This window comes from Bartonella sp. TT29SHDZB (genome assembly GCF_042193395.1).
GTDB lineage: Bacteria > Pseudomonadota > Alphaproteobacteria > Rhizobiales > Rhizobiaceae > Bartonella.
In genome coordinates this window covers 115,439-141,114 of sequence record NZ_JBHILQ010000003.1, presented here as the reverse complement: position 1 = coordinate 141,114, position 25,676 = coordinate 115,439, and the positions used below count along the sequence as shown (strand labels likewise).

Annotated in this window: 22 protein-coding genes and 3 tRNA genes; 16 read left to right on the top strand and 9 right to left on the bottom strand. The window is 36.1% G+C overall.

Features of this window, described 5'->3' with window-relative positions; genetic code table 11:
- The first annotated feature begins 86 nt into the window (after positions 1-86).
- From ACFIJJ_RS02965 to ACFIJJ_RS02955, 3 genes are all read left to right on the top strand, one after another.
- Positions 87-989 (top strand): serine aminopeptidase domain-containing protein, encoded by a 903-nt coding sequence (locus ACFIJJ_RS02965; protein ID WP_375645857.1) that lies wholly within the window; start codon positions 87-89, stop codon positions 987-989.
- A gap of 900 nt (positions 990-1,889) precedes the next feature.
- A complete protein-coding gene (cpdR, locus tag ACFIJJ_RS02960; RefSeq protein ID WP_375622424.1) occupies positions 1,890-2,252 on the top strand; it encodes a cell cycle two-component system response regulator CpdR in 363 nt (120 codons plus the stop codon).
- A gap of 97 nt (positions 2,253-2,349) precedes the next feature.
- Positions 2,350-2,424: transfer RNA gene (locus tag ACFIJJ_RS02955), tRNA-Val, on the top strand.
- Between the two features lie 752 nt (positions 2,425-3,176).
- Here ACFIJJ_RS02955 and ACFIJJ_RS02950 read toward each other — a convergent pair.
- The 5 genes from ACFIJJ_RS02950 to ACFIJJ_RS02930 all read right to left on the bottom strand — a co-directional run bounded on the left by ACFIJJ_RS02950 (position 3,177) and on the right by ACFIJJ_RS02930 (position 6,370).
- Positions 3,177-3,253: transfer RNA gene (locus ACFIJJ_RS02950), tRNA-Arg, on the bottom strand.
- Positions 3,254-3,292: 39 nt separating this feature from the next.
- Positions 3,293-3,598 (bottom strand): ETC complex I subunit, encoded by a 306-nt coding sequence (locus ACFIJJ_RS02945; protein ID WP_375645856.1) that lies wholly within the window; start codon positions 3,596-3,598, stop codon positions 3,293-3,295.
- Between the two features lie 89 nt (positions 3,599-3,687).
- Positions 3,688-3,764 (bottom strand) — tRNA-Pro (locus ACFIJJ_RS02940).
- 708 nt (positions 3,765-4,472) lie between these two features.
- Entirely contained in the window at positions 4,473-5,162 is a 690-nt protein-coding gene (gene hdaA / locus ACFIJJ_RS02935) for a DnaA regulatory inactivator HdaA (protein ID WP_375622422.1), read from the bottom strand.
- Positions 5,159-6,370: an AI-2E family transporter gene (locus ACFIJJ_RS02930; protein WP_375645854.1), complete on the bottom strand. Its 1,212-nt coding sequence runs from the start codon at positions 6,368-6,370 to the stop codon at positions 5,159-5,161. The genes hdaA and ACFIJJ_RS02930 overlap by 4 nt, the downstream gene beginning before the upstream one ends.
- 161 nt (positions 6,371-6,531) lie before the next feature.
- On the opposite strand from ACFIJJ_RS02930, the gene purM reads away from it, so the two are divergent.
- Both purM and purN read left to right on the top strand, forming a co-directional pair.
- Positions 6,532-7,641 carry a phosphoribosylformylglycinamidine cyclo-ligase gene (purM, locus tag ACFIJJ_RS02925; RefSeq protein ID WP_375622420.1) on the top strand — a complete coding sequence of 370 codons (1,110 nt, stop codon included), beginning with the start codon at positions 6,532-6,534 and terminating at the stop codon, positions 7,639-7,641.
- On the top strand, positions 7,638-8,249 hold the full coding sequence (gene purN / locus ACFIJJ_RS02920; protein ID WP_375622419.1) for a phosphoribosylglycinamide formyltransferase: 612 nt from the start codon (positions 7,638-7,640) through the stop codon (positions 8,247-8,249). The genes purM and purN overlap by 4 nt, the downstream gene beginning before the upstream one ends.
- A 284-nt stretch (positions 8,250-8,533) precedes the next feature.
- Here the strand turns inward: purN and ACFIJJ_RS02915 are convergent, their stop codons facing one another.
- On the bottom strand, positions 8,534-11,068 hold the full coding sequence (locus ACFIJJ_RS02915; protein WP_375645853.1) for a response regulator: 2,535 nt from the start codon (positions 11,066-11,068) through the stop codon (positions 8,534-8,536).
- Positions 11,069-11,286: 218 nt separating this feature from the next.
- Between ACFIJJ_RS02915 and ACFIJJ_RS02910 the strand changes: the two genes are divergently transcribed.
- The gene (locus ACFIJJ_RS02910; protein ID WP_375645852.1) at positions 11,287-11,763 is read left to right on the top strand and encodes a hypothetical protein; all 477 of its coding nucleotides are present in this window, start codon (positions 11,287-11,289) and stop codon (positions 11,761-11,763) included.
- 52 nt (positions 11,764-11,815) lie between these two features.
- Here the strand turns inward: ACFIJJ_RS02910 and dksA are convergent, their stop codons facing one another.
- Positions 11,816-12,232, bottom strand: coding sequence for an RNA polymerase-binding protein DksA (dksA, locus tag ACFIJJ_RS02905; protein ID WP_015856486.1), 417 nt, complete (start codon positions 12,230-12,232; stop codon positions 11,816-11,818).
- Positions 12,233-12,546: 314 nt separating this feature from the next.
- Complete coding sequence (locus ACFIJJ_RS02900; protein WP_375622416.1) at positions 12,547-13,095, bottom strand: flavin reductase; 549 nt, start codon at positions 13,093-13,095, stop codon at positions 12,547-12,549.
- A gap of 147 nt (positions 13,096-13,242) precedes the next feature.
- Between ACFIJJ_RS02900 and rpe the strand changes: the two genes are divergently transcribed.
- From rpe to ACFIJJ_RS02850, 10 genes are all read left to right on the top strand, one after another.
- Positions 13,243-13,929: a ribulose-phosphate 3-epimerase gene (gene rpe / locus ACFIJJ_RS02895; protein WP_375622415.1), complete on the top strand. Its 687-nt coding sequence runs from the start codon at positions 13,243-13,245 to the stop codon at positions 13,927-13,929.
- Complete coding sequence (gene purB, locus ACFIJJ_RS02890) at positions 13,929-15,236, top strand: adenylosuccinate lyase (RefSeq protein WP_375645871.1); 1,308 nt, start codon at positions 13,929-13,931, stop codon at positions 15,234-15,236. The genes rpe and purB overlap by 1 nt, the downstream gene beginning before the upstream one ends.
- Positions 15,237-15,306: 70 nt before the next feature.
- Positions 15,307-15,855 (top strand): RBBP9/YdeN family alpha/beta hydrolase, encoded by a 549-nt coding sequence (locus ACFIJJ_RS02885; RefSeq protein WP_375622414.1) that lies wholly within the window; start codon positions 15,307-15,309, stop codon positions 15,853-15,855.
- A 191-nt stretch (positions 15,856-16,046) separates the two neighbouring features.
- Positions 16,047-16,811 (top strand): phosphoribosylaminoimidazolesuccinocarboxamide synthase, encoded by a 765-nt coding sequence (gene purC, locus ACFIJJ_RS02880; protein ID WP_375622413.1) that lies wholly within the window; start codon positions 16,047-16,049, stop codon positions 16,809-16,811.
- Between the two features lie 80 nt (positions 16,812-16,891).
- Positions 16,892-17,131: a phosphoribosylformylglycinamidine synthase subunit PurS gene (gene purS / locus ACFIJJ_RS02875; protein ID WP_375645850.1), complete on the top strand. Its 240-nt coding sequence runs from the start codon at positions 16,892-16,894 to the stop codon at positions 17,129-17,131.
- Between the two features lie 11 nt (positions 17,132-17,142).
- A complete protein-coding gene (gene purQ / locus ACFIJJ_RS02870; protein ID WP_375622411.1) occupies positions 17,143-17,814 on the top strand; it encodes a phosphoribosylformylglycinamidine synthase subunit PurQ in 672 nt (223 codons plus the stop codon).
- A gap of 281 nt (positions 17,815-18,095) precedes the next feature.
- Positions 18,096-20,306, top strand: coding sequence for a phosphoribosylformylglycinamidine synthase subunit PurL (purL, locus tag ACFIJJ_RS02865; RefSeq protein ID WP_375645849.1), 2,211 nt, complete (start codon positions 18,096-18,098; stop codon positions 20,304-20,306).
- Between the two features lie 55 nt (positions 20,307-20,361).
- The gene (locus ACFIJJ_RS02860; RefSeq protein ID WP_375622409.1) at positions 20,362-20,595 is read left to right on the top strand and encodes a BolA/IbaG family iron-sulfur metabolism protein; all 234 of its coding nucleotides are present in this window, start codon (positions 20,362-20,364) and stop codon (positions 20,593-20,595) included.
- A gap of 99 nt (positions 20,596-20,694) precedes the next feature.
- Positions 20,695-21,027, top strand: coding sequence for a Grx4 family monothiol glutaredoxin (grxD, locus tag ACFIJJ_RS02855; RefSeq protein ID WP_375622408.1), 333 nt, complete (start codon positions 20,695-20,697; stop codon positions 21,025-21,027).
- Positions 21,028-21,098: 71 nt separating this feature from the next.
- Complete coding sequence (locus ACFIJJ_RS02850) at positions 21,099-22,355, top strand: multidrug effflux MFS transporter (RefSeq protein ID WP_375622407.1); 1,257 nt, start codon at positions 21,099-21,101, stop codon at positions 22,353-22,355.
- 546 nt (positions 22,356-22,901) lie between these two features.
- Here ACFIJJ_RS02850 and parC read toward each other — a convergent pair.
- Complete coding sequence (gene parC / locus ACFIJJ_RS02845; RefSeq protein WP_375645848.1) at positions 22,902-25,151, bottom strand: DNA topoisomerase IV subunit A; 2,250 nt, start codon at positions 25,149-25,151, stop codon at positions 22,902-22,904.
- Between the last annotated feature and the right edge of the window lie 525 nt (positions 25,152-25,676).

Genomic DNA, 25,676 nt, shown 5'->3' with positions numbered 1-25,676 from the left:
TTCTTCCTCATTACATAAATAGTCAAAGTCATCTCATTATCTCACGTTGCACTAAGTTGCAGAAATACTACTGTAAAGGATGTCAATTGGAAACACCTCTTTATCGCATAGACTGGGAATCTACTCCTCCTAATATTCATCATAGCACCTTTAAAATAGCAATAGATCGCGAAATCCGTTTTGCGATAACATATCCTGAATTAGAAAAATCTAAGGGAACAATTGTTATTCTCAAAAGCTACGCAAATATTTTAGAAAAATATTTTTTACCAATAAATGAAATTTCTAAACGTGGTTTTCATACGGCAATATTTGACTGGTTTGATCAAGAAAAGACATCCTTTAAAACAAGAAAACAAAGCCGACATTATTATTTTGATATAAATAATGATATTAATGATTTATATGAATTTCTTAAAAATATTGTTTGTCCTAATTGTCCGCCACCTTACTCTATGCTAGCCTATGGCATAGGTGGATTGATAGCACTGAGCGGATTAGATCTTATTAATCATCAGTTTAATAAATTGCTCTGTGTTTCTCCCCTTTTTGCTCCATTCGGCAATAAAACAAATGGTTTTCAACATAAGTTAACACAATTTCTTTCTGATATAGGTCTTGGCTTCATACCAGCGAGAAATGAAAAAAAACTAAAAAATATGCAATTAAAACACGCTCAAAAAGTGTCCTTCCCTTTCATTAATCCCCCAACATCCCTATGGATGGCATCGGTATTTAATGCGATTGATTCTGTGAAAAAAAATCTACTTCACGGGCATTTACAAATCCCAACACTCTTTATTCTCGCCAATCAAAAAAATATTGCAAACAATATTGAAGTGCGGCAATTATGCCAACACACACGTCTGACAGAAAATATTACTATTACAGGCGCTGAACTTGATACAATTATGGTTAACGAAGATTACAAAAAACAATTTTGGGCTGCATTTGATGCTTTTATTCCCGATAATGTATCTGTAAAATAACATGAGACCTTCACTTCCGCTTGCTCCATCAAAACAAAAATTTCTACGAGCAACGTCAATCTATAAAGACTTCTTTGATACAGTAGATAGCCTCTTTTAACAACTCACATGATTCTTTTTATAGACTCTACATGCAAGCCATGAGCTAAATATTCATTACATCCTCTAAAAAATACCCAATATACAAAGTATATCATTATATTAAACGATATTATTTAAATAATAATATAATTTATAAAATAAAAAAATAATTATATATAAAATTATACTTATATAAATAAAAATATTTTATATGATTAATATAAATTTAAATAAAAATAAATAAAATAAACGGATTTAATAAAAATTATACATCTTTATAAATAAAACATAAAAATACTGTTTTTTATTTATTATTAAGTTGTTATTTTATATTATATCTATAAAAATAACAGTTTTTATCCATTTAAATAAAATACTCTAAAAAAACGCTGTTCATAATATTTATTTTAAAATATCTATAAAATACAAATAACTATAAAAAATATATTTTGTAATAGAAATTTTTTAAAACAACAAATTAACATAATATTCTTCTAATTTTCTAATATAGGTAGTCTCTACAGTAATGATTTTCATAAGTTTTTTAATGGAGTTCTGTTAAGAATGTAAAAAATTAAAAGAAAAAATAACAATGAATTATCTTAAAATATTTTGCAAGTCCCTCCTTTTTTAAAGTACATACATTTCGAATTTAACCAACTCACAACGAATATGCTGTATTCTGAATAAGAATGTAAAAATTAACCATTTTGCCATTCATTTCAATTATGAGCATTTTACCATCTTTTTTATAAATACTCTATATTGTATAATTGATGCGGCAAAAACTCTGACAAATGGAGCTATTGGAACATAATCATGAAACGAATCCTGCTCGCAGAAGATGATAACGATATGCGTCGCTTCCTAGTCAAAGCCTTAGAACGTGCAGGCTACGAAGTCGCGGACTTCGATAATGGCATTAGCGCATATGAACGTTTACAAGAAGAGCCTTTTTCTCTTCTCCTTACTGACATTGTGATGCCAGAGATGGACGGCATCGAACTCGCACGACGCGCTACTGAAATTGACCCTGATTTACGCGTAATGTTTATTACAGGCTTTGCAGCGGTTGCACTCAATTCAAATAGTGATGCCCCTCCTGATGCAAAAGTACTCTCTAAACCATTTCACTTACGTGATCTGGTAAATGAGGTTGAAAAGATTCTTATAGCTGCTTAAAAGGATATTCTTTAAATTATTCATGTCTGATAAAAGAGAAAATGAAATTAGGCATTGACGTTTGTCATTCTATATGATGTATGCAACATCAATGAATGGGCGTGTAGCTCAGCGGGAGAGCACTACGTTGACATCGTAGGGGTCACAGGTTCAATCCCTGTCACGCCCACCATTCAACTTTATAGTATAAATAAATTATTGAGTTATCGTATTCTTTCAAGGTACGGGATGCATAAATAAAGATTCGGAAATAAGATTTTGCAACATGCCTCTACAAAGGGCATGCTTTACGGAGTGTTTTTAATATTTTTTACGTTCTGATAGCGCCTCTTGGAGGAAGCCATCTAAAAGTATCACAAACGTAATAACAGCCTCGTTGAATGAGAAATCCGAATATCGTAATGTTTTCTCATTTTAAACCTATTTATATTGAATCAATCAAAACCATCTTCTCTCTTATACGTCATAAGAGGAACTGGTATTAGGTAATAAATTATATAAACATGCTGAAAAACGTAATAATATTATTCACAAAAAATAAAAAAAATTACAATAGATGTTTTTTTGTAATTTCACCAGCATTAGCCGCAATGCTTAAATCTAATCTAAGAAATAAAATATTCATTTTCAGAAAGATGAAAAGAATCTCGTAAAAAAATTTTTGCAATCTGTTTCCTAAAGCATGTAATGTAGTAGCAACACGCAGTAAGAAAATGCAATGCTATAGTTTCAGCTATCGAAAGCAATTTTTACTGAAAAAAGAGAAAACAGCATCATTTTATACTAAAACAGTCAACAGAAAACGTTTAGCAACAAAATAAACCAAAAAACATTAAAAAGGTTCGGGAGTATACAGAGAAATAAGCTAATAGAATAAAAGGAAAACTCTCTAACTTTTTACAGCCTATTAATATCATTTAAACATGGTGATCCCGACAGGATTCGAACCTGTGACCCACGGCTTAGAAGGCCGTTGCTCTATCCAGCTGAGCTACGGGACCCAACTGATTATTTTCTCAATTCAAAATAGCATCTTTAATTCAATGTGTCCAAGAATGCTGCCGATCACTGCGAAAATTATCAGAATAAGAAATAGCGCGTCGAATCGATGTATGTTTCTTTTCTACACGGTAAGAGATAGCATTCTTACGCGCAAAAGCAATCGCTTCTTCCTTCCTATTAAATCGAATCCTTACCTGATTATTCATATCAGACGTTGCTGTGTAGCCCATAAGAGGTTCAAGCATTTTTGCTTCCATTGGCTCATACTCTAGAATCCAAAAACCTGTATTCCCCTTACCTGACTGCATAGCTGTCTTAGCAGGACTATAAATACGTGCGATCATGCCTTTTTCCTTCAGATTACACAACGCTTGGATGATAGTTTTTCACCACACGTACCCAATTGGGTCATTCTCACACACTCAATCAAATATGGTCGGAGCGATAGGATTCGAACCTACGACCCCCTGATCCCAAATCAGGTGCGCTACCAGGCTGCGCTACGCTCCGCCATTTACATTTACTTGATGCACATTTCCTAAAATTTTCACAACAGAAGTGCAAGAGAAAAACACACTTTTTTTTAATTTTGTTACAATTCTTTACAAAAAAGCACATTTTTTAATTTTTTTCCCTACTCAATAACAAATTTATTGACAAATAGTAGAAAACAACCTCCGTAAAAATCCAATCTATATAAAAAAGAATGAATTTCTCTATAAGGACTTCATAATTTTTATCCTGCTTTAAGCAAGCTCTCATTGTATCAAAACACATTCCACAGATACAATTTTAGAAAAAAATGACTTAAATATCATAGAAAAACTTTCCCAAAGAGAACATAAGCCAAAAAATTCAGCTGTATTAAGCTTTTTTCCCCTCTTTTTCTATCTTTCCAAGGACACTTTTATTAAAAATTCTAGAATCTTCTACAATCCAAATCCATAAACAACAAACATTTTTTCAAAGCACAAAGTTTTTATTATAAATAAAATAAAGCGCTCTTTTTAGAAAAATTTTCAAATGCGAAAATGGTAAGAATTCAACATCATACAATAAAATCTCAAAGCTATTTAAAATAAACACACGATAAGAGTAAAAAATACTATTTTTTACTCTTATATAGATATCCAAAAAGAAGAAAATTTAAATGTCTTGTCTTCCACATATTGAAACGATAATAGAAGGACAGAATAAGTAAGCCATGATAAGGAGTATTTACGGATTTCTTCTATTTAAAACTTCAGCAATAACAGCACGTGTTATTTTTCTTTTTCTTTGTAATGCCAACTGATCAACAGAATCAATAACACGCTTCAATGAAAATAAAGAACGTTCACAACGGCTTACAAGATAATAAACCGTATCTGGATGTACAATAAGTTGCCTATCGGAAAAAAGCTTAAATGCAACAGCTGTTAACAATGCATCATCAGGCTGATTAATTTCAACGAACATCACCGAATTAAGACGACTTTTTAGATCATTTAACATTAAATTCCAAGCGGAAGGAAGTGTTCGTGCCGTCATCAATAAAGTAGCTTGTCGTGCATCAAGATTTGCTTGCTTAATACTGTTAATTAAATGAAAAAGTTCTGTCTCATTGATTTCACCTGCATCAATATCCTCTATTAAAAATGATCTGCCTAAAGAAGCCATAGTAATAGCCTGATCAATTTCATTGTGCTGAATCCTGAAAGCATCTGCTTTTTGGAGCCATATATTAGAAAAGTGCGTTTTTCCAGATCCTTCTTTGCCAACCAAAACTGCAATAGGTAAGCTCCAATTAGGCCAGTGATCAATAAGCTGAAAAGCCATACGATTGCTTTCCGTTACTACTAAATCATCAAATTGAAAAATTGGATTATGAGGAAAATTTAAAGATAATTGCGTTTCACGCCCATTCATTTTAGCGGCTCCGAATTTCCGCTTCGCGAATACATCTGAGAACTCAGATAAGTATGAAGAGCAAAACGAACTAAAACGCCAACAGCCGCTGCCGCAGGAACAGCAACAAGCATACCAGTAAAACCAAAGAGTGAAGAAAAAGCAAAAAGTGAAAACATCAACCATACAGGATGTAATCCCACTGATGAACCTACAAGCTTGGGTTGAAGAATATAACCTTCAATAAATTGACCAATTAAAAAAAGTGTCATCACAACAATGATTCCTCCCCAATTATTGGGATAAAACTGGACCCATGCAATACCAACAGAAAGGACCAAACCACTCATTGTGCCAATATAAGGAACAAAGCTAATAAGACCAATAAACATACCAATCAAAAGACTAAAATTGAGTCCTGCAATCGTTAAACCAATAGCATAATAGCCTCCCAATATGAGACAAACTGTTCCTTGTCCACGAACAAAGCCTGCTATAGCTCTATCCATTTCATGAAAAATACTCCGAACAGTTTCAAGATGATCACGCGGTATTAACGAATCAATTGCTTTCACCATCCGTGGCCAATCTAACAACATATAAAATGCCACAACAGGCGCCACAACCAATAGGCTAACGATATTAACGATAGATTTTCCTGACTTTAAAAGTGAATTCAAAAGAGACGTAATAAAATCCGAACCTTCTCCCAAAAATCCTTTAATATTATTCCGTAATTCATTTGGATCACTTCCAAAATAGCGCCTTATCCAATCAAAATCATGCTCAACAAAAAAGGTTTGAATACGATTAATATAAACAGGTAAACCATCACTCATAAATTGCTGTATTTGCCAACTAATAACAGGAATCAAAATAACTAAAGCAGCAACAAAGGTAATAACAATAAATAAAGTAATAAGGACAGTCCCAAACACACGACGAATACCAAATTTTTCAAGTAATTGAACAATGGGATTGAGAAAATAAGCCAACACAATCCCAGCCACAAAAGGAAGCAAAATTGATCCAAAAACAAACATAAAAAGAATGAAAAAAATCAGCGTACCAAGCCAAAAAAAGATTTGTCTTTTCATATTATTCGGCAACGGTAATTGAGTATATGCTGGCATATAAGTTTTATAACGGTCCTGGGATGTATTCTCATTTACTTTTTTTCTCATAAGTTGCCAAGAAGACTTTCCGTGGTTATCTGATATCTTGTTCATAAAATATCCTAAAAAAAATTTCTTCACAAAAAATTATAAGCATTTTCAAAATAAGGTACAAGAAAAGTTGCTTATTTTCTTATCAATATCTCTTGCAGAGGAAACTCTATCATGGCATTGCATAACATCAAAAACTGATTTTCCATTAAAGGAAGGCTCCAATGAGCAATCAAGATCTTACAAATAATAAATCCAAGGCTGGGGATAAATCCAAAGCTGGTCTTACCTACGCAAAAGCCGGTGTAAACATCGATATGGGTAATGCTATGGTAGAAAAAATTAAACCCTTTATACGCGCGACAAAACGAGCCGGAGCAGATGCAGAAATTGGCGGGTTTGGTGGCCTTTTTGATTTAAAAGCAGCTGGCTTTACAGATCCTATCCTAGTCGCAGCCAATGATGGTGTGGGAACAAAATTAAAAATTGCCATTGAAGTAGATCACCATAACACTGTAGGTATTGATCTTGTAGCTATGTGTGTCAATGATTTACTCGTACAGGGGGCTGAACCTCTTTTTTTTCTGGATTATTTTGCAACTGGAAAGCTTGACCCAGAACAAGGTGCTGCGATTGTTTCTGGTATTGCAGAAGGATGTAAACAAGCCGGTGCTGCTCTTATTGGAGGAGAAACTGCAGAAATGCCAGGAATGTATGCAGAGGGAGATTATGATCTAGCCGGTTTTGCTGTAGGAGCATGCGAACGCAGCAAGATACTCCCTTCAAAAGATTTGACAGAAGGTGATATTATATTAGGTCTAAGCGCCTCTGGAATTCATTCCAATGGTTTTTCGCTTGTTCGACGAATCATCCAACAAAATTATCTCAAATGGAATGATCCTGCCCCTTTTTCCCCCGAAAACAGCCTTGGTATAGCACTTCTTACACCAACACGCATTTATGTAAAATCGCTTCTTCCCATCATGCGAAAATATGAAGGAATCAAAGCTCTTGCTCATATTACGGGTGGAGGCTTTCCTGAAAATATTCCACGGGTTATTCCATCTTCTCTCTGCGCTGAAATTAATCTTTCTACCATCAATGTTCCCTCCGTCTTTTCATGGATTGCCAAACAAGGTAAAATAGAAAAAACAGAAATGTTAAGAACATTCAATTGTGGTATTGGAATGATCATTATCGTAGCACAGCATGCGGCTGAAACAATTACGCAAGCTCTTGAAAAAAAAGGAGAGAAGGTGACTCCACTTGGCATTTTAACAAAACGACAAGATCAAAATAAAGGAATACTTTATAAAGGGGTACTGCATTTATGAAAAAAAAAATCGTCGTTTTTATTTCTGGTAATGGATCCAATATGGTCGCCCTTGCTCAAGCAAGTCAACAAAAAGGATATCCTGCTGAAATTGTTGCTGTTATTTGCGATAATCCGCGTGCAAACGGTATTGAAAAAGCGCAAAACCACAACTTACCCATTCATATTGTTGAGCGCAAAATTTACAAAACAAAAGAAGAGCATGAAGAAGATATTTTTACGATTTTAGATCAATATAAACCAGATTTTCTCTGCTTTGCGGGGTATATGCGCCTTATCTCACCACGTTTTGTAAAACTTTATGAAGGACGAATTTTAAACATTCATCCTTCTCTTTTACCTTCATTTAAAGGCTTAAACACACATGAAAAAGCTTTACAAGCAGGTGTAAAAATCACGGGTTGCACTGTTCATCTTGTTACAGAAGACATGGATGCAGGAAAAATTCTTGCCCAAGCAGCCGTTCCAGTCTATCCCCATGATACTGCTGAGTGCTTAGCACAGAGAGTTCTTAAAGTAGAGCATAAACTCTACCCTGAAGCTTTAAAAGCATTTATTGAAGGAAAGAGCAAAATAGTCGATACGCAACAACAGCTTTTATCTTTTTGAGTATCAACAATCTATTAATCAGCATATTTCAATGCTTTACACATAGTTTTTGCTCAGTATCTACAATTAAAAATCTCTATGAAATGTTGACATAATAGAGTCCATCTCTTCATAAATTTTTTGCACAGAATATGTGATTTTTTTGAATTTTAATTGAATTTCTAAATGGTTCTTCTTTATTTAATTTTCTAACATTATTATGAGCTCTATTTATCAAAATACTCTTGTATTTCACCTAAAAAATCTTAAAACACGCAATTTTTCTATGGCATTAAATTTTTGTATCATGACGAAAGTGTTTCTTTAACTGTTACAGCTAACTGTTTGAGTGTAAAAGGTTTAGACAAAAAACCAAAAACAGCATCTTGTGGAAGATTTTTAGAAAAAGCATCTTTTGCATATCCAGAAACGAAAAGAAATTTGATATCAGGATAGTTTTTACGGACTTCCTTCAATAAAGTGGGCCCATCCATTTCTGGCATCACCACATCGGAAACAATAATATCAACATCTCCTTTTTGTTCCTCAAGAATAGAGAGTGCTTCCACCCCACTTGCAGCCTCTAAAACCGTATATCCTCTCATTTTAAGAGCTCTTACCCCTCCCATTCTAACCGCATCTTCATCTTCAACCAATAAAACGGTCGCAGATCCTGTTAAATCTATATTTTTATCTTTCTCTTCATCTTTTTCAATCTTTTGAGAAATTTCTCCTTTTATATTAGGGATATAACGGGGAAGAAAAATATGAAATGTTGCTCCTTCACCTTCTTTACTTTCACAATAAATGTACCCACCGCTCTGCTTGATAATTCCATAAACCATTGATAAACCAAGTCCGGTTCCTTTTCCAACTTCTTTTGTTGTAAAAAATGGCTCAAACATTTTTTCTTGTATAGCAGCAGATATACCAGCCCCTGTATCTGAAATAGTCAATTGCACATACTCGCCAATTGCTAATCCAAGATGATTAAATTCAGCACTTTTTTGCTTTGTAATATTGTTTGTCGCAATCGTAACAACACCTCCATCGAACATAGCATCACGCGCATTAATAACCAAATTCATAATAACACGCTGAAAAGATGCTTGATCAACTTCAACGCTCCACAAATCTCTTCCATGGATAATTTTTAACTGAATATTATTCCCCAAAAGTGGTAAAATAAGATTGCGGATATCTGATAAAAATTCAGTAAAATCGACTTCTTCAGGTCGAAGTGTTTGCTTTCTAGAAAAAGCTAATAATTGCTGGACAAGAGCAGCTGCACGATTAGCATTGTTTTTAATATTGATCAGATCAGCATGAGCAGGATCAGAACTACGATGCGTATTTAAAAGAAGATCACACGACATTAAAATTGCTGTTAAAACATTATTAAAATCATGAGCAATGCCGCCAGCCAATTGTCCTACAGCTTGCATCTTCTGACTTTGCATCATTTTATCTTCAAGAGTTTTTTGTTCGGTTGTTTCAATGACAGAGATAATAAGCAAATTTTGCAATGCATCACCGTGATAAGGCGGTACAGACATAATATGGAGCCGTAAATGGCATTCTTCATTTTTTTCTAAAACAGTTTCTAGAGAAACAAAATAATTTTTATTTGTCGCAATTCTCTGAAAAGAACGCTCTAACTGCACACAATCACGACGAGAAATAACATCATAAAAATTGACAGCTTTGTCCATACATCCCGTGAGTGATGAAAAAGCTTTATTCATATGAACCAATTGCCCTGCATGATCCACCACGGCTATTGCAAAAGGACTCGCATCAAAATATTCTCCTAATATACTGGGTAATTTTAATTGATCATCCTCTTCTTTTTGTATTTGTTGTGGAATGATCACAACACGATAAATGGCTTCCTCTTCTAAGAGAGAAGAAACAGATATAAGACAATGGAATATTTTCTCACAAGTCGTGTGTGAATTTAAACATAACGAAAACCTATAAGGTAAAGAGTAACCTGAACTTTGATATCTGTTGGTTTGTAAACAGATATCACTCCATGAGCTCTTAGCGCCAACGCTATCAAATAACGAATCAAAATTATGTTGACCAATTGAGAAATTCGCTAAATCAATTGAAAACCATTCTGCAAAAGTCGCATTGGCATAAAGAATAGTTCCTTGTCTATTAACGGATACAAAACCAATAGAAGCTTGATCCAAGTGATTGATAGCCTCTTGAAGATTTGAGAAAAAAACTTCTCGCGTTTGTTGTAAATGCGAAATATCAGTAATACGCCAAAATAAAAGCTTTTTTTTCTGTTTTGTGATAGGTTGAATGGAAATATTATACCAAACAGATTTTTTTAATGTAGAATCGGTAAAAATTGGCTGTTCTACTCTTAATTCCTCTTGCGCTGCAAGATTATTACAGGCTGCAACCTTTAAGCGGTACGAGAGTGCACCAGCTCCTGGCAGATCTGCAATAACCCTATAACAAGACACTTCAGGCTTATAGGTCAGAATTTTTCGATAGTTGTGATTAGAATAATAAACAAAACCAGAAAGATCAGAGATTACAATTGCATCATCGCTCCTATTAAAGATGCTAAAATCAAAATCTTCATGCGACCACACATGATATCTTAAAATTCCCATTCCACACAAAAGGAGTGTTGCAACACCGATCATTGCTAGAATCAAAAAAGATATTGATATCGCCTGTTGCAAATAGTTTTGTGGATAAAAAAAACCTAAAATACCCACAATGAAAAGAAAACCTAATACAAAAACAATACCAAAAATCACAACTCTCCGGTGAAACGAAGACGCTGATCTTTCATTATTCTCAAAATCTTTATCCATCTCTCTTTGCCTTAGCTTATAGCTATTTCTTATGTCACAAAACTTCCTTTATATTCGTTGTTATGTTGTTATAAAGTATATACTATGATATTATCTAAGATAAGCTCACTTAATATTCAAAAATTTATTTCTTACATTATAAGTGAACCTTTTGAGGGTATGTTTATCACTTTATCTCAATAAAAAATAATATTTCCATCCAAAATGGGAGAAAGTCTATGTATATCTGGTTATCAGAGCAAATAGGTGTATCTGCTGCAAACATAACGATAAGCTTTTTGCTTTTTGTAATAACAATCGCAGCTATTACCATAATTATCGTATTTTTACGCCGTTTAAATACAAGAAGATTCAACATTAATAGAAAAAAAAGCCTATCGCGATTAGCTTTATGTGAAGTAATTTCTATAGATCAAGCACGCCGCCTTGTTTTAATCCGTTGCGATAATAAAGAGCATTTGCTCCTTATTGGCGGATTAACAGATATGGTTGTAGAATCCGATATTACTGGTACATCCAAAATACAAAAGAGAGAAACACACACCCATCTAAATCCCGCCCCTCCAGAAAGAAACGATGTATCGGATAAAAGTCCCTCTCCTTTTACGAATCAAGGGGTAAAAGATTCAGCCATCACCGCCGAAATTGAGGGGCGGCAAGAACCATCTTTATTCATTCCTACCCCTCAAAAATAAAAATACACAATTTTATCACCACGAATTTCGTTTGTTTATCATTTCAATGACCTTAATCATCGCGATAAACTCTTTCTCGTCGTTCGTGACGTTCTTGCGCTTCCAATGACAAAACGGCTATCGGCCGAGCCTCAAGACGCTTTATACTAATGGGCTCGCCGGTTTCTTCACAAAAACCATATGTCCCATTATCAATGCGCTCTAAAGCAGCATCTATTTTTGAAATAAGTTTCCTCTGACGATCACGAGCACGTAATTCGATTGTACGATCAGTTTCACAAGAAGCCCGATCAGTCAAATCGGGTTGACCAACATTCTCTTCCTGCAAATTTTCCAAAGTCTCACGAGCTTCTTTTAATATATCATTCTTCCAAGAAACCAATTTAGCACGAAAATACGCCTTTTGCCGCTCATTCATAAAAGGCTCATCTTCACTAGGGCGATATTGACCATCAATCTCTTCGCTCATGCAATAAAAAACCTCCACATATGCTATGTGCGGTCTATATATTGTGCAATACCCATCAACACAAGAGTAAAATGTTTTTTCATAACAATCGACGAATAGGTCTAAATGCACTGTTTAGGTTCAATCGCTTTTTTATGTAGATTGGATTCTTGATCAAATCTCATCCAGAATCATTTTTCTCGCTTATTGAAAAACTTTAAAAAGAAGGAAATCTAATATCAGATATCAGAGCCATCCCTCCCCTACTCTCTCATTGTTTAAAGTCTAAATGAAGCAACAATAAATCATTTCATCAATGCAAAAAAATAAAATCTTTATAAAGGCAAAGTGTGATATTCACGTTTCAAATACATCAAAGCATCTTTTTCTTGATTACAGTTGATTGCAACAACCTCACCAATCAAAACACAATGGGTTGCATGCTCGTGCCAACAAATCAAACGACAATCAAACGATGCTAAAGCATCTGAAAGACTAGGCGCCCCTGTTTGCAGAGTTCCCCATTGTGCAACATCAAAATGCTCATTTTGAGTAGACTCATTTTGTGAAGAATTACAACGCCTGGAAAAAATATCTGCTAATGAACGATGTTTTCCTGCCAAGCTATTAACACAAAAATTCCCATTCTCCATAAACACCTGATTCTTCAGATTATGGCGCATAAGACAAACAAGAAGGGTCGGAGGATCATCAGATAAAGAACAACACGCCGAAACAGTTACCCCGCGCTTTCCCTTAATGCCATTTGTTGTCACAATATGCACAGCTCCTGCAAAAAGACTCATAGCATCTCGATATTCTTGCGAAGAAACCGTAATATTATGTTGAAGTTTAGGCATTAAATATGTTTTATGATTCGACATATCTTTCACTTATAAAGCTTTTAAATTTCAAGCGATCTTTTCATAAAAAGATCTATAATACATATTTTTTCTTTTCCGTCATAACATAAAAGTTATTTGTGTATACACAGGCGACATGATAAAAACTGCCAATCTAAGGAGATTTTAATGCCCCATTCTCATCTCATTTCGCCTTCTCTCTTGGCTTCTGATTTTTCTAAACTTGGACAAGAAATGTTAGATGTTGTTGATGCTGGTGCAGATTGGCTTCATCTTGATATTATGGATGGGCACTTTGTTCCTAACATCACCTTTGGTCCTGAAATTGTCAAAGCTTTACGCCCATTAACAAAAGCAATATTTGATGTCCACCTGATGATCGCACCAGTAGATCCTTATTTAGAAGCTTTTGCAAAAGCTGGTTCAGATATTATAACCATTCATGCTGAAGCAGGTCCACATCTTCATCGTTCATTACAAACAATCAAAAAAATGGGGAAAAAAGCAGGAATAGCACTCAATCCAAGCACCCCTGAACATGTACTTGAATATTTGCTTGATCAATTAGATCTCATTCTCATCATGACGGTCAATCCCGGTTTTGGTGGACAAAGTTTTATTCCAGAAATAAAAGACAAAATTAAGCGCGTTAAAAACATGATTGCAAACCGCCCTATTGATCTTGAAGTTGATGGTGGTATCACCGTTGATACAATTGGGATAGCTGCAAAAGCTGGTGCAAATGTATTTGTCGCAGGCTCTTCAATTTATAAAGATGGAAATAAAGAGCTTTACAAAACACGTATTAGTGCATTGCGCCAAGCCGCAATCCTCTCACAACAAGGAAAAAAATGATGATCGCACGTTATTCCCGCCCTGCAATGGTAACAATTTGGTCTCCCGAAACAAAATATCGTATTTGGTTTGAAATTGAAGCCCATGCCTGTGATGCCCTTGCTCACTTAGGGATTATTCCGAAAGAAGCCGCCAAAGTCATTTGGGAAAAAGGGGCAGCAGCTAAATTTGATGTCAATCGCATTGATGAAATTGAAGCAATTACCAAACATGATGTTATCGCATTTCTAACCCACCTAGCTGAATTCATTGGACCAGAGGCACGTTTTATCCACCAAGGCATGACATCATCTGATGTTCTCGATACAACGCTGAACATTCAATTGATGCGTGCGAGTGATATTTTGCTAGAGGATATAGATCAACTTCTTGAAGCATTAAAAAGACGTGCTTTTGAGCATAAAGAGACAATCACCATTGGGCGGAGTCATGGCATTCATGCTGAACCGACAACATTTGGAATCAAGTTTGCTCTTGCATACGCTGAATTTTCCCGTTGTCGCAAACGTCTTCTTGCAGCACGAGAAGAAATTTCTACTTGCGCGATTTCAGGAGCCGTAGGAACTTTTGCAAATATCGATCCACGCGTTGAAGAACATGTAGCAAAAGCCTTGAGGATGCGTGCTGAACCAGTTTCCACCCAAGTAATACCAAGAGATCGTCATGCTATGTTTTTTGCAACACTTGGTGTTATTGCTTCCTCTATTGAAAGGCTAGCGATAGAAATACGCCATTTACAACGAACAGAAGTTCTTGAAGCAGAGGAACATTTCTCACCTGGGCAAAAAGGTTCATCGGCAATGCCTCATAAACGTAATCCAGTTTTAACAGAAAATTTAACTGGATTAGCCCGTATGGTACGTGCATTTGCACTCCCTGCCATGGAAAATGTAGCGCTTTGGCATGAACGTGATATTTCCCATTCATCTGTTGAGCGTTATATTGCTCCAGATGCGACTATTACACTTGATTTTGCTCTTTCTCGCCTCACATCTGTCATTGAAAATCTCATTGTCTATCCAGAAAATATGCAAAAAAATCTCAATAAATTCCGCGGTCTTGTTCACTCACAACGGGTTCTCTTAGCCCTCACACAAGCAGGGATTAGTCGTGAAGATTCTTATCGGATTGTACAACGAAATGCGATGAAAGTTTGGGAACAAGGAAAAGACTTTTTAGAAGAACTCCTCAACGACAAAGATGTTACCAAAGCTTTAAGTGAAGAAGAACTTCGCGAAAAATTTGATCTTTCTTACCACACCAAGCATATCAATACGATTTTTAAACGTGTTTTTGAAGGACAATAAAGCGACATAGAAAGAACCAAACTCCATTCCACCTATGATCAAAAATCTGTTGTAACAAAGAAAACAATTCATGAAAGCAAATCAACTCGATATTCTTATTGTTCCTGGCTACAAAGGATCTGGTCCAGATCATTGGCAAACACGCTGGGAAAAAAAATTGTCGACAGCCCGCCGCATTGAACAACTCCATTGGTCAAAGCCTGTTTGTGAAGAGTGGGTTAACAAAGTTAAAACCGCCATCGCAAAAGCTCAAAGGCCTGTTATGCTTATTGCGCATTCATTAGGCGTTCCTACTGCTCTTCAGGCAACTATACAAAATGCAGAAAAAATTTGTGGCGCTTTCTTTGTTGCCCCTCCTGATGTAGCCAATGAGAAAATACGCCCCAAACATTTAATGACATTTGGCCCTTATTATCGCCAAAAGTTGCCTTTTCCTTCTCTTGTCATAGCCAGCCGTAACGATGAGTTTTGTCAATTTTCAGTAGCAGAAGAAATTGCCAATGATTGGGGATCACTCTTTGTTGATGCTGGGTATTCTGGCCATATTAATGCAGAATCTGGACACGGACCTTGGCCTGAAGGGCTGATGGTCCTCTCTCACTTTCTTGCAAAAATTTGATCCAAAAGAAGTAGTCCTCTTTCTAATTGCCTATTTTCCACCATTGGGTAAACGTGTCATGACAAAAATTATATAAAGTATTATAGCAATATCATTGAGAATTTCTATCAATTAGGATAGTATCAATTGTCAATGTTATTAAAAACCTCTCAAAATAAATAGAGAATCATCAAGATAAATAGAGAAACATAATGAATCGTCGCCACCGTATTTATGAAGGCAAGGCTAAAATTTTATATGAAGGACCTGAACCAGGAACTTATATTCAATTTTTTAAAGATGATGCAACAGCCTTTAATGCAAAAAAACATGAAATTATCGACGGAAAGGGCGTTTTAAACAACCGAATTTCGGAACATATCTTTAGCCACCTTGGACGTTTAGGCATCCCAACACATTTTATCAAACGCATAAACATGCGCGAACAGCTTATTAAAGCAGTGGAAATCATTCCGTTGGAAGTTGTTGTTCGCAATGTTGCGGCCGGCTCTCTTGCTAAGCGTTTAGGTCTGGAAGAAGGAACCCCGCTTCCACAATCCATCATTGAGTTCTACTATAAAAATGATTCTCTCGATGATCCCATGGTGACAGAAGAACATATCACGGCTTTTGGGTGGGCTGTCCCACAAGAGATAGAAGATATCATGCAACTTTCAATTCGTATTAATGATTTTCTTTCTGGGCTTTTTGCCGGTGTTAACATACAGTTAATTGATTTTAAAATGGAATTTGGTCGCCTGTGGGAAGATGAAACCATGCGCATTGTTCTTGCTGATGAAATCTCTCCTGATTCTGCACGACTATGGGATATGCAAACACACGAAAAAATGGATAAAGACCGTTTTCGTCGTGATATGGGTGGGCTTATTAATGCCTATCAAGAAGTCGCCAAACGTCTTGGTATTATGAATGAAAATGAACCAATACGACCAAGTGGTCCCGTTCTCGTAAAGTAAACACAAGATAAAATAACATCATCTTCTACAAATACTCCTCTTCAAATGAGAGGTTCTTTTAAAAAGCAGGAAGTAAAATAATGAGAGCACGCATTACAGTTACTTTAAGAGAAAGCGTTCTTGATCCACAAGGAGAAGCAATTGTCGGTGCTTTAAAAAGTTTGGCTTTCGAAGGCATTCAATCCATTCGTCAAGGAAAGGTTTTTGATATTGTTCTTGATGATCTACCTTCTGAAACCGCAAAGAGAAAACTTGAACAAATGTGTGAAGATTTACTCGCAAATACTGTCATTGAAAATTATACAATCGAACTTCTGTAAGTGAAACACTCATGAAAACTGCCATCATTCAACTTCCTGGATTAAATCGTGATCGAGATATGGTTGCAGCATTACATCATATAACAGGAGTTGAGCCACTAAAAATTTGGCAAACAGAAACAACAATTCCAGATGTAGATGTTATTATTATTCCTGGTGGTTTTTCCTATGGCGACTACTTAAGATGTGGTGCAATTGGAGCGCGAACTCCCATCTTAAAAGCCATTCGTGAAAAAGCACAAGAAGGGACTACAATAATAGGGATCTGTAATGGATTTCAAATTTTGTTGGAAGCGGGATTATTACCCGGTACTTTAATGCGTAACGCTTCTTTAAAATTTGTTTGTCGTGAAATCAAACTTGAAGTCGTCAATGCCAAGACAAAATTTTCTCGATATTATTCTAAAGGACAAATTATTCGTTGTCCTGTTGCCCATCACGATGGGAATTATTTTGTTGATAGTGAAACATTAAAACAAATGGAAGATAATGAACAAATTGTTTTTCGTTATGCAGAAAATACAAATCCTAATGGCTCAATGAAAGATATTGCTGGTATTGTTAATAAAGCTGGTAATATTCTTGGTATGATGCCTCATCCTGAAAACTTTATTGAACCCGCCCATGGCGGTATTGACGGTCGTTTACTTTTTCAAAGTGCTTTAGAGTTAGTAAAGGGATGATGCCGCAAAAATCCTCGAGCTCCATAATTATAAAACAAAGGTCGATATCTCATATCGTAAATCTATGAACGAAATTCTTCACAAACAACAATGGATATTATTGCTCTAAATACATAATTATTTAAGATCGTTTTTGGTCTTAAATCCCACCAAACAAACGAACAAAATCTTCAGCTTACGGTCTATGAATATTTTTATTATTAAACAACATTATTGCTTATAATAGCTGCTAGATAGAAACTAAAATGCTGAATTTCAGTTAATTTAACGGATAAATACTCATGAAGCCTTGCGATAACATCACTATTACACCAGAGCTCATTGCACAACATGGCCTAAAAGAGGATGAATATCAACGTATCTTGACGTTAATTGGTAGAGAACCAACATTTACTGAACTAGGAATTTTTTCTGCAATGTGGAATGAACATTGTTCCTATAAATCCTCTAAAAAATGGCTAAGAACTCTTCCAACAGAAGGAAAATGTGTCATTCAAGGGCCTGGTGAGAATGCTGGTGTTGTTGATATTGGTGAAGGAGAATGTGTTGTTTTCAAAATGGAAAGCCATAACCATCCTTCTTATATTGAACCTTATCAAGGTGCAGCGACAGGCGTGGGTGGTATTTTGCGTGATGTCTTCACAATGGGAGCCCGTCCTGTCGCCGCTATGAATGCATTGCGATTTGGCGCTCCTGATCATCCGCGAACACGCCATCTTGTTTCTGGTGTTGTTTCTGGAATAGGTGGTTACAGCAATTCTTTTGGTGTTCCAACGGTTGGTGGAGAAGTCAATTTTGATGAACGTTATAATGGCAATATCCTCGTTAACGCTTTTGTCGCCGGTATTGCAAAGACAGACGCCCTTTTTTATTCTAAAGCACAAGGCATCGGACTCCCTGTTGTTTATCTTGGTGCGAAAACAGGACGTGATGGTGTCGGTGGAGCAACAATGGCTTCTGCTGAATTTGATGATTCAATCAGTGAAAAACGTCCAACCGTTCAAGTCGGTGATCCTTTTACAGAAAAATGTCTTCTTGAAGCATGTTTAGAGCTCATGGAACTTGGAGCCGTGGTTGCTATTCAAGATATGGGGGCAGCAGGTCTCACCTCTTCTGCTGTTGAAATGGGTGCAAAAGGAAATTTAGGGATACAGCTTAATCTCGATACAGTTCCTGTTCGAGAAGAAAACATGACAGCCTATGAAATGATGCTTTCTGAAAGCCAAGAGCGTATGCTCATGGTTCTTAAACCAGAGTTAGAAAAGCAAGCAGCAGCAATTTTTCATAAGTGGGGGCTCCATTTTTCCATTATTGGAAAAACAACCGATGATCTACGTTTCCGCGTATTTCATCAAGGGGAAGAAGTTGTCAATCTTCCCATCAAAGAACTTGGTGATGAAGCACCTGTTTATGACCGTCCTTGGAGTGATCCGGCAAAAAAAACACCCTTAAAAGCAGAAGACGTCAAAAAAGTTGAAAATCTTGGTGATGCACTTGTGACCTTATTGAATTCTGCTGATCAAAGTTCACGGCGATGGATTTATGAACAATATGATACCCTTATCCAAGGAAATAGCCTTATTCGCCCAGGAGGTGATGCAGGCGTTATCCGTGTAGGCAACAATAGCAAACGTGCTCTTGCTTTTTCTTCTGATGTAACACCTCGCTATTGTGAAGCAGACCCTTATGAGGGAGGGAAACAAGCTGTCGCAGAATGCTGGCGAAACATTAGTACGACAGGTGCAACACCGTTAGCTGCTACAGATAATCTCAATTTTGGGAACCCTGAAAAACCTGAAATTATGGGACAGCTGGTTTTTGCTATTAAAGGAATCGGGGAAGCTTGTAGAATCCTCGATTTCCCTATCGTTTCAGGCAATGTTTCTCTTTACAACGAAACAAATGGGGAAGCCATTCTTCCAACCCCCACAATTGCTGGTGTAGGACTTCTTAATGATTGGTCTAAAATGGTCACAATAAGTGGTATGCAAAATGGAGATATTCTTGTTTTAGTAGGAAATTGCGGCTCCCATTTAGGACAATCAATCTATGCACGTAACATTTTAAATATTGATGCAGGTGCCCCCCCCCCTGTAGATTTACAACTTGAAAAAAAGCATGGTCAATTTGTTCGAGATGTCATACATCGTGGTTTTGTTCACGCCGCCCATGATCTTTCTGATGGAGGATTAGCGATTGCGCTTGCAGAAATGGTCATTAAAGCAGGTAAAGGGATCAAAGCAAAATTAAGCAACCAATCACCAGAACATGCAGAACTCTTTGGAGAAGACCAAGGACGTTATCTTTTAGCCGTCAAACCTGAAGCACTCAATAGCCTTAAAGAGCTCGCACAAATAAGTGCAGTTTCTTTAACAGAGCTAGGTCAAGTTGCAGGTGATGCACTTGATATAGATGGAATACTAAAACTTTCTATAGACAAACTCACAAAAGCCTATGAAAATTGGTTTCCACAATTTATGGGTGAAGAGTAAAAATTGTTGTTTTTAAACAGCTCTTACAAAAAGTGAACAACATAGGAGAATAATGATGGCGATGAGTGCCCATGCAATTGAAACGCTTATTCGTGAAGGCATTCCCGATGCGACTGTAACAATTCGTGATCTTGCTGGAGATGGAGAACATTATGCGGCAGAAGTTATTTCTGAAAGTTTTCGCGGTAAAACCCGTGTTCAACAACATAAAATGGTCTATGATGCCCTTAAAGGCAATATGGGAACTGATCTTCACGCCTTAATGTTGCAAACAAATATCCCCAAATAATCTAAAATTTTTTCTTGCATTCATTCACTCAATACGATTTAAAAACAGTACGAGTATAAATTACACACTTATAAAAATCCAAAATATCGAGGGATAAAAATGACCACTGTTCATGATTTTATTGATAACGAGATTAAAACAAACGACGTCATTTTATTCATGAAAGGAACACCTGACGCTCCGCAATGCGGGTTTTCAGGACAAGTTGTTCAAATCCTTGACTATTTAGGATTGAATTATAAAGGGATTAATATCTTAACTTCTGACGAATTGCGTCAAGGGATCAAAGATTACTCAAATTGGCCAACAATTCCACAGCTTTATGTCAAAGGTGAATTTGTTGGAGGCTGTGATATTGTTAAAGAAATGTTTCAAAACAATGAGTTACAGGAACTTTTGAAAGAAAAAAATATTCCTTATAATCAATCATAGGTATCTTTCATTTTATTCAGACTCTAAAAAAGAGCTGTTTTCAGACGAAATTTTTATTTCAAGGATGCCATATGTCATATTCACTCAATGAACAAACACATAGTGATGCGATTAGAAACAAAATTGGCTATAAAGAATTTGTTGTTCTTATTGCTTCTCTCATGGCTATTAACGCTATAGCTGTTGATATTATGCTGCCAGCTATGCCCAATATTTTGGACGGCTTAAATGTTCTTAATGAAAATGATCAACATTATATTATTTCGAGTTATCTTATTAGCTATGGTATTGCTCAAATATTTTTCGGTCCTATAAGCGATCGGTATGGACGACGTAAACTTATTCTTCTCGGGCTTGCTTTTTATTCATTTACGGCGATTGGCTGTGCCTTTGTAACTGATTTTTCTCTCTTACTTATTTTGCGTATCTTGCAAGGTATTGGAGGAGCTGCTATGCGCGTGCTCACAGTTTCCGTTGTACGTGATCTCTACAGTGGTCGAAAAATGGCAGAAGTTATGTCTATTGTTATGATGGTTTTTCTTGTTGCACCAATGGTTGGTCCCGCAACAGGACAGATCATTTTACTGCTCGGACATTGGCAATATATTTTTATTTTCATGGCAATGATTGGTTTCGGGCTGATGATTTGGATTCAATTCCGCTTGCCTGAAACACTTCATGAACAACGCCCTCTTTCCTTTTCTTCAGTTAAACACAACTTATGGGTTGTTGTGACAAATCGTACAACACTTTGCTATACACTTGCAACTTCTATCATTTTAGGGTGCATTTTTATCGCTGTTAATACATCACAACAAACCTATGAAGGAATTTATAACTTAGGCTTTTGGTTTCCTATCGCATTTGCCATCGGTGCTGCATTTCAGGCTTTCTCATCATTCATGAATTCTCGACTTGTCGGACGTCTTGGGATGAGACGTATTGCTCATACTATGCTTTTGCTCTTTTGTGCCACTTCATGCATTTGGTTTATTGGCTCCATCTTAGCAGGTGGTGTTATCCCTTTTCCTTTTTATATGACGTTATATTGTATATTAATGTTTACCTGTGGTGGCATTATGGCCAATTTCAATACACTCGCTCTCGAATCTGTAGGCGAAATTGCTGGAACAGCATCTTCTGTATCCGGCTTTCTTCAAACATCTATCGGTGCAGGACTTAGCTTTTTTATTGCCCAACAATTTGATGAAACAACCATCCCAAACTCAGCAGGATTTTTCTTTCTGAGTCTCACTGCCATACTTCTCGTCTTATGGGCTGAACGTGGTCATCTTTTTAGGCAATATCATAGTAATCCTAACGAATAAATATTACTACGAAAGATTAATAACATCTCTCTTGAACAATAAGAAGATAAACCTATCAGACAAAATAAAACATCTCCCAATAGAACACTCTTATGTTAAACATTCATATTGTTTGTTTAAAAGTACAGCTCTCGAAATATCAAATCATTTCATGACAGCACCCATAAATGGTATAATGTGAAAATGTATAAAAGCCATTGAATAGCAGCATCTTTACTTAATAAAGAACACAAACCGGCATTATGATACTATTTCTCGGTTTTCAAAAACATAATCACTGACCAAAGAACAAATAGACCTATTATTGTAAAACTCTTGTATTTGAAACGGTTTACAAGAAATAGTTTTTATGCACACAATCTCCCCTCATCTTATGACATGCAAGCAAACATTTTTGATTGATTTAACCTGAACAGAAGAAAAATAAGAGAAAAACTCACACTTTAGATCTTTCTTTTTAATATAAAAAAATCATAAATGATCCTTATAAATCAATATATTGCATATCATAAAATCATACGGAACTTTCCTGTGTATAAAATACATTTAATTGATAAATTTTCCTGATTTTGGAAATCCTCTTGGAACCAAACGCCCGACGCCCGCACGCATTCCCATCCATTCAATGAGATCATCAGCTTGACGATTAAAGATTCGATCAGCAGTATCTTGCCAACTTAAGCCTTCTGATAAATTAAAAGTCTTGGCATCAACAATACCACCCTCTTTGTAACGCTGTAAACGAACCCCCTTACCGCGATTCATTTCTGGTATTTGTTCAATAGAAAAAATAAGCATTTTGCGGTTCTCACCAACTACAGCAACATGATCACCATTTACTTGAACACAAAGCTTTACCTTATCAGGAGCTTTCACATTCATCACTTGCTTTCCTTTTCGTGTATTGGCGATCACTTCTGCAGAAGAAACAATAAAGCCATTTCCGTGAGATGAAACCAAGAGCAATTTTTCCTCAGCGTGATGCACAAAAGCTGTGAGAATATCGTGCTCATCATCCATATCGACTAAGAGACGAATAGGTTCACCATGTCCCCGCCCTCCAGGTAAATTATTTGCACCAATAGCAAAAAACTTTCCACCCGTACTGATCAGCACAATCTTGTCGGTCGTAAATGCTGGAAATGCTAACTTTAAACTGTCTCCTTCTTTAAAAGAAAGTGCTTTATAATCGTTCAAGTGTCCCTTCAAAGCACGCATCCACCCCTTTTCAGAAATAACAATAGTAATCGGTTCTTTTTCGATCATTGCTTGTTGAATATCATCAAGATCATGTCTTGGTGCCTCTTCAAATGTCGTACGTCTTTTCCCTAAGAGGGTTTCAGGACCAAAAGTGTTTCGAACCTTTTTGATTTCTTCTGAAATTATTTTCCACTGTTTTATAGGAGAAGCTAACAAATTCTGTAGCTTTTCTTTTTCAGCTTTCAAACTTTCAAATTCTTTACGAATTTCAAATTCCTCAAGCTTACGTAAAGAGCGCAAGCGCATATTAAGAATAGCTTCAGCTTGATTTTCTGTTAATTCAAAACGACTGATCAGCTGCTTTTTAGGTTCATCCTCTTCACGAATAATCTGAATGACCTCATCGAGATTTAAATAGGCAATAAGATATCCATGAAGAATTTCCAATCGGCTATCAATTTGATCAAGCCGATAATGAGAGCGACGAATAAGCACTTCTTTCCGATGTTCAAGCCATTGCTGTAAACTCTCGCGCAAAGAAAGAACATTAGGTATCCTTCCAGAAGATAAAACATTAAGATTGAGGGGAAATCTCACTTCAAAGTCAGTCAATTTAAAAAGGGATTCCATAAGAAGTTCCGGATCAACCGACCGATTTTTAGGAACAAGCACAATGCGGATATCTTCTGCTGACTCATCTTGAATATCTTCAAGCATTGGCAACCGACGTGCAAGCAACAATTCCGCAGTTTTTTCAATAAGGCGTGACTTTTGAACTTGGTAGGGAATTTCAGTCACAACAATCACGTAAGAACCACGGCTGCCAGTTTCTTGATACCAACGCGAACGCAATCGAAAAAAACCCCGACCTATACGGTAAGATTCTTCAATACTCTTTTTAGATTCAACCAAAATACCACCGGTTGGGAAGTCTGGTCCCAGCACAAATTGATTTAAATCCTCATCATTTACATCGGGATGCGCAATCAAATGGAGTGCTGCATCACAGAGCTCCGCAACATTATGGGGTGGAATAGATGTTGCCATACCAACAGCAATACCAGAAGAACCATTTGCTAAAAGATTAGGGAAAGCTCCTGGTAAAACAACAGGCTCTTCATCTTCCTCATTATAAGTCAAACGAAAATCAATAGCATTTTCATTAATTCCTTCAAGCAACAATGCAGCCACTTCAGTCATGCGTGCTTCTGTATAACGCATAGCAGCAGCATTATCACCATCAATATTACCAAAATTGCCTTGCCCATCAACCAACGGATAACGAACAGCAAAACTTTGAGCCAAGCGCACCAAGGCATCATAAATAGACGCATCCCCATGAGGATGAAATTTTCCCATGACATCACCAACAATCCGCGCACATTTCGCATAAGACTGTCCAGGATTTAGTTTGAGAAGACGCATCGCATGAACAATCCGCCGGTGGACCGGTTTCAATCCATCACGTACATCAGGCAATGCACGGTGTGTAATCGTAGAAAGTGCATAAGCCAAATAACGTTCCTGTAAAGCAGAACGTAATTCTATTGGTTCAATATGTTCTTTATCAAAAGGTAAATTCATTTTATCAGACATAGTATTAAAACAACAATTCCCACAATAATAAGAAATTATCTTATAGGATTTATTTAGTGAAATCTTCTATGAGTCGACTTTTTTATTAAAAGTCAATTACATAAAAACAAACGCTGCAATTAGAACATGAACAGAAAATTATATCAATTTGAAAAATTTATACATGTCCGTCCCCCTTGACCTAAGTAATTTATTGAAAGCTTTGTCAAATCCGACGATAATTTAACTGCCTACAAAGAGTTATTTCATCCTTTCTGGAATGACAAAAGCACCTTTCAAACATCATCTTTTATTATAAAGATAAATTGTATAATAATCCCCTTCAGTTTTTCTATGAAAAACTAAAAAATATTCAAAATTTATGAAATTTAAACTTTTCAGAGTAAGTCCATAGAATGGAAAATCACATTATTTTCATAAAAACGAAGAGACACAATTCTCTGCTACAACGTTGTAAAAACTTCAATAAAAAATAAATAATATATTGACACATAAAGATAATTCATTTTTTTCAACTAAAATGAG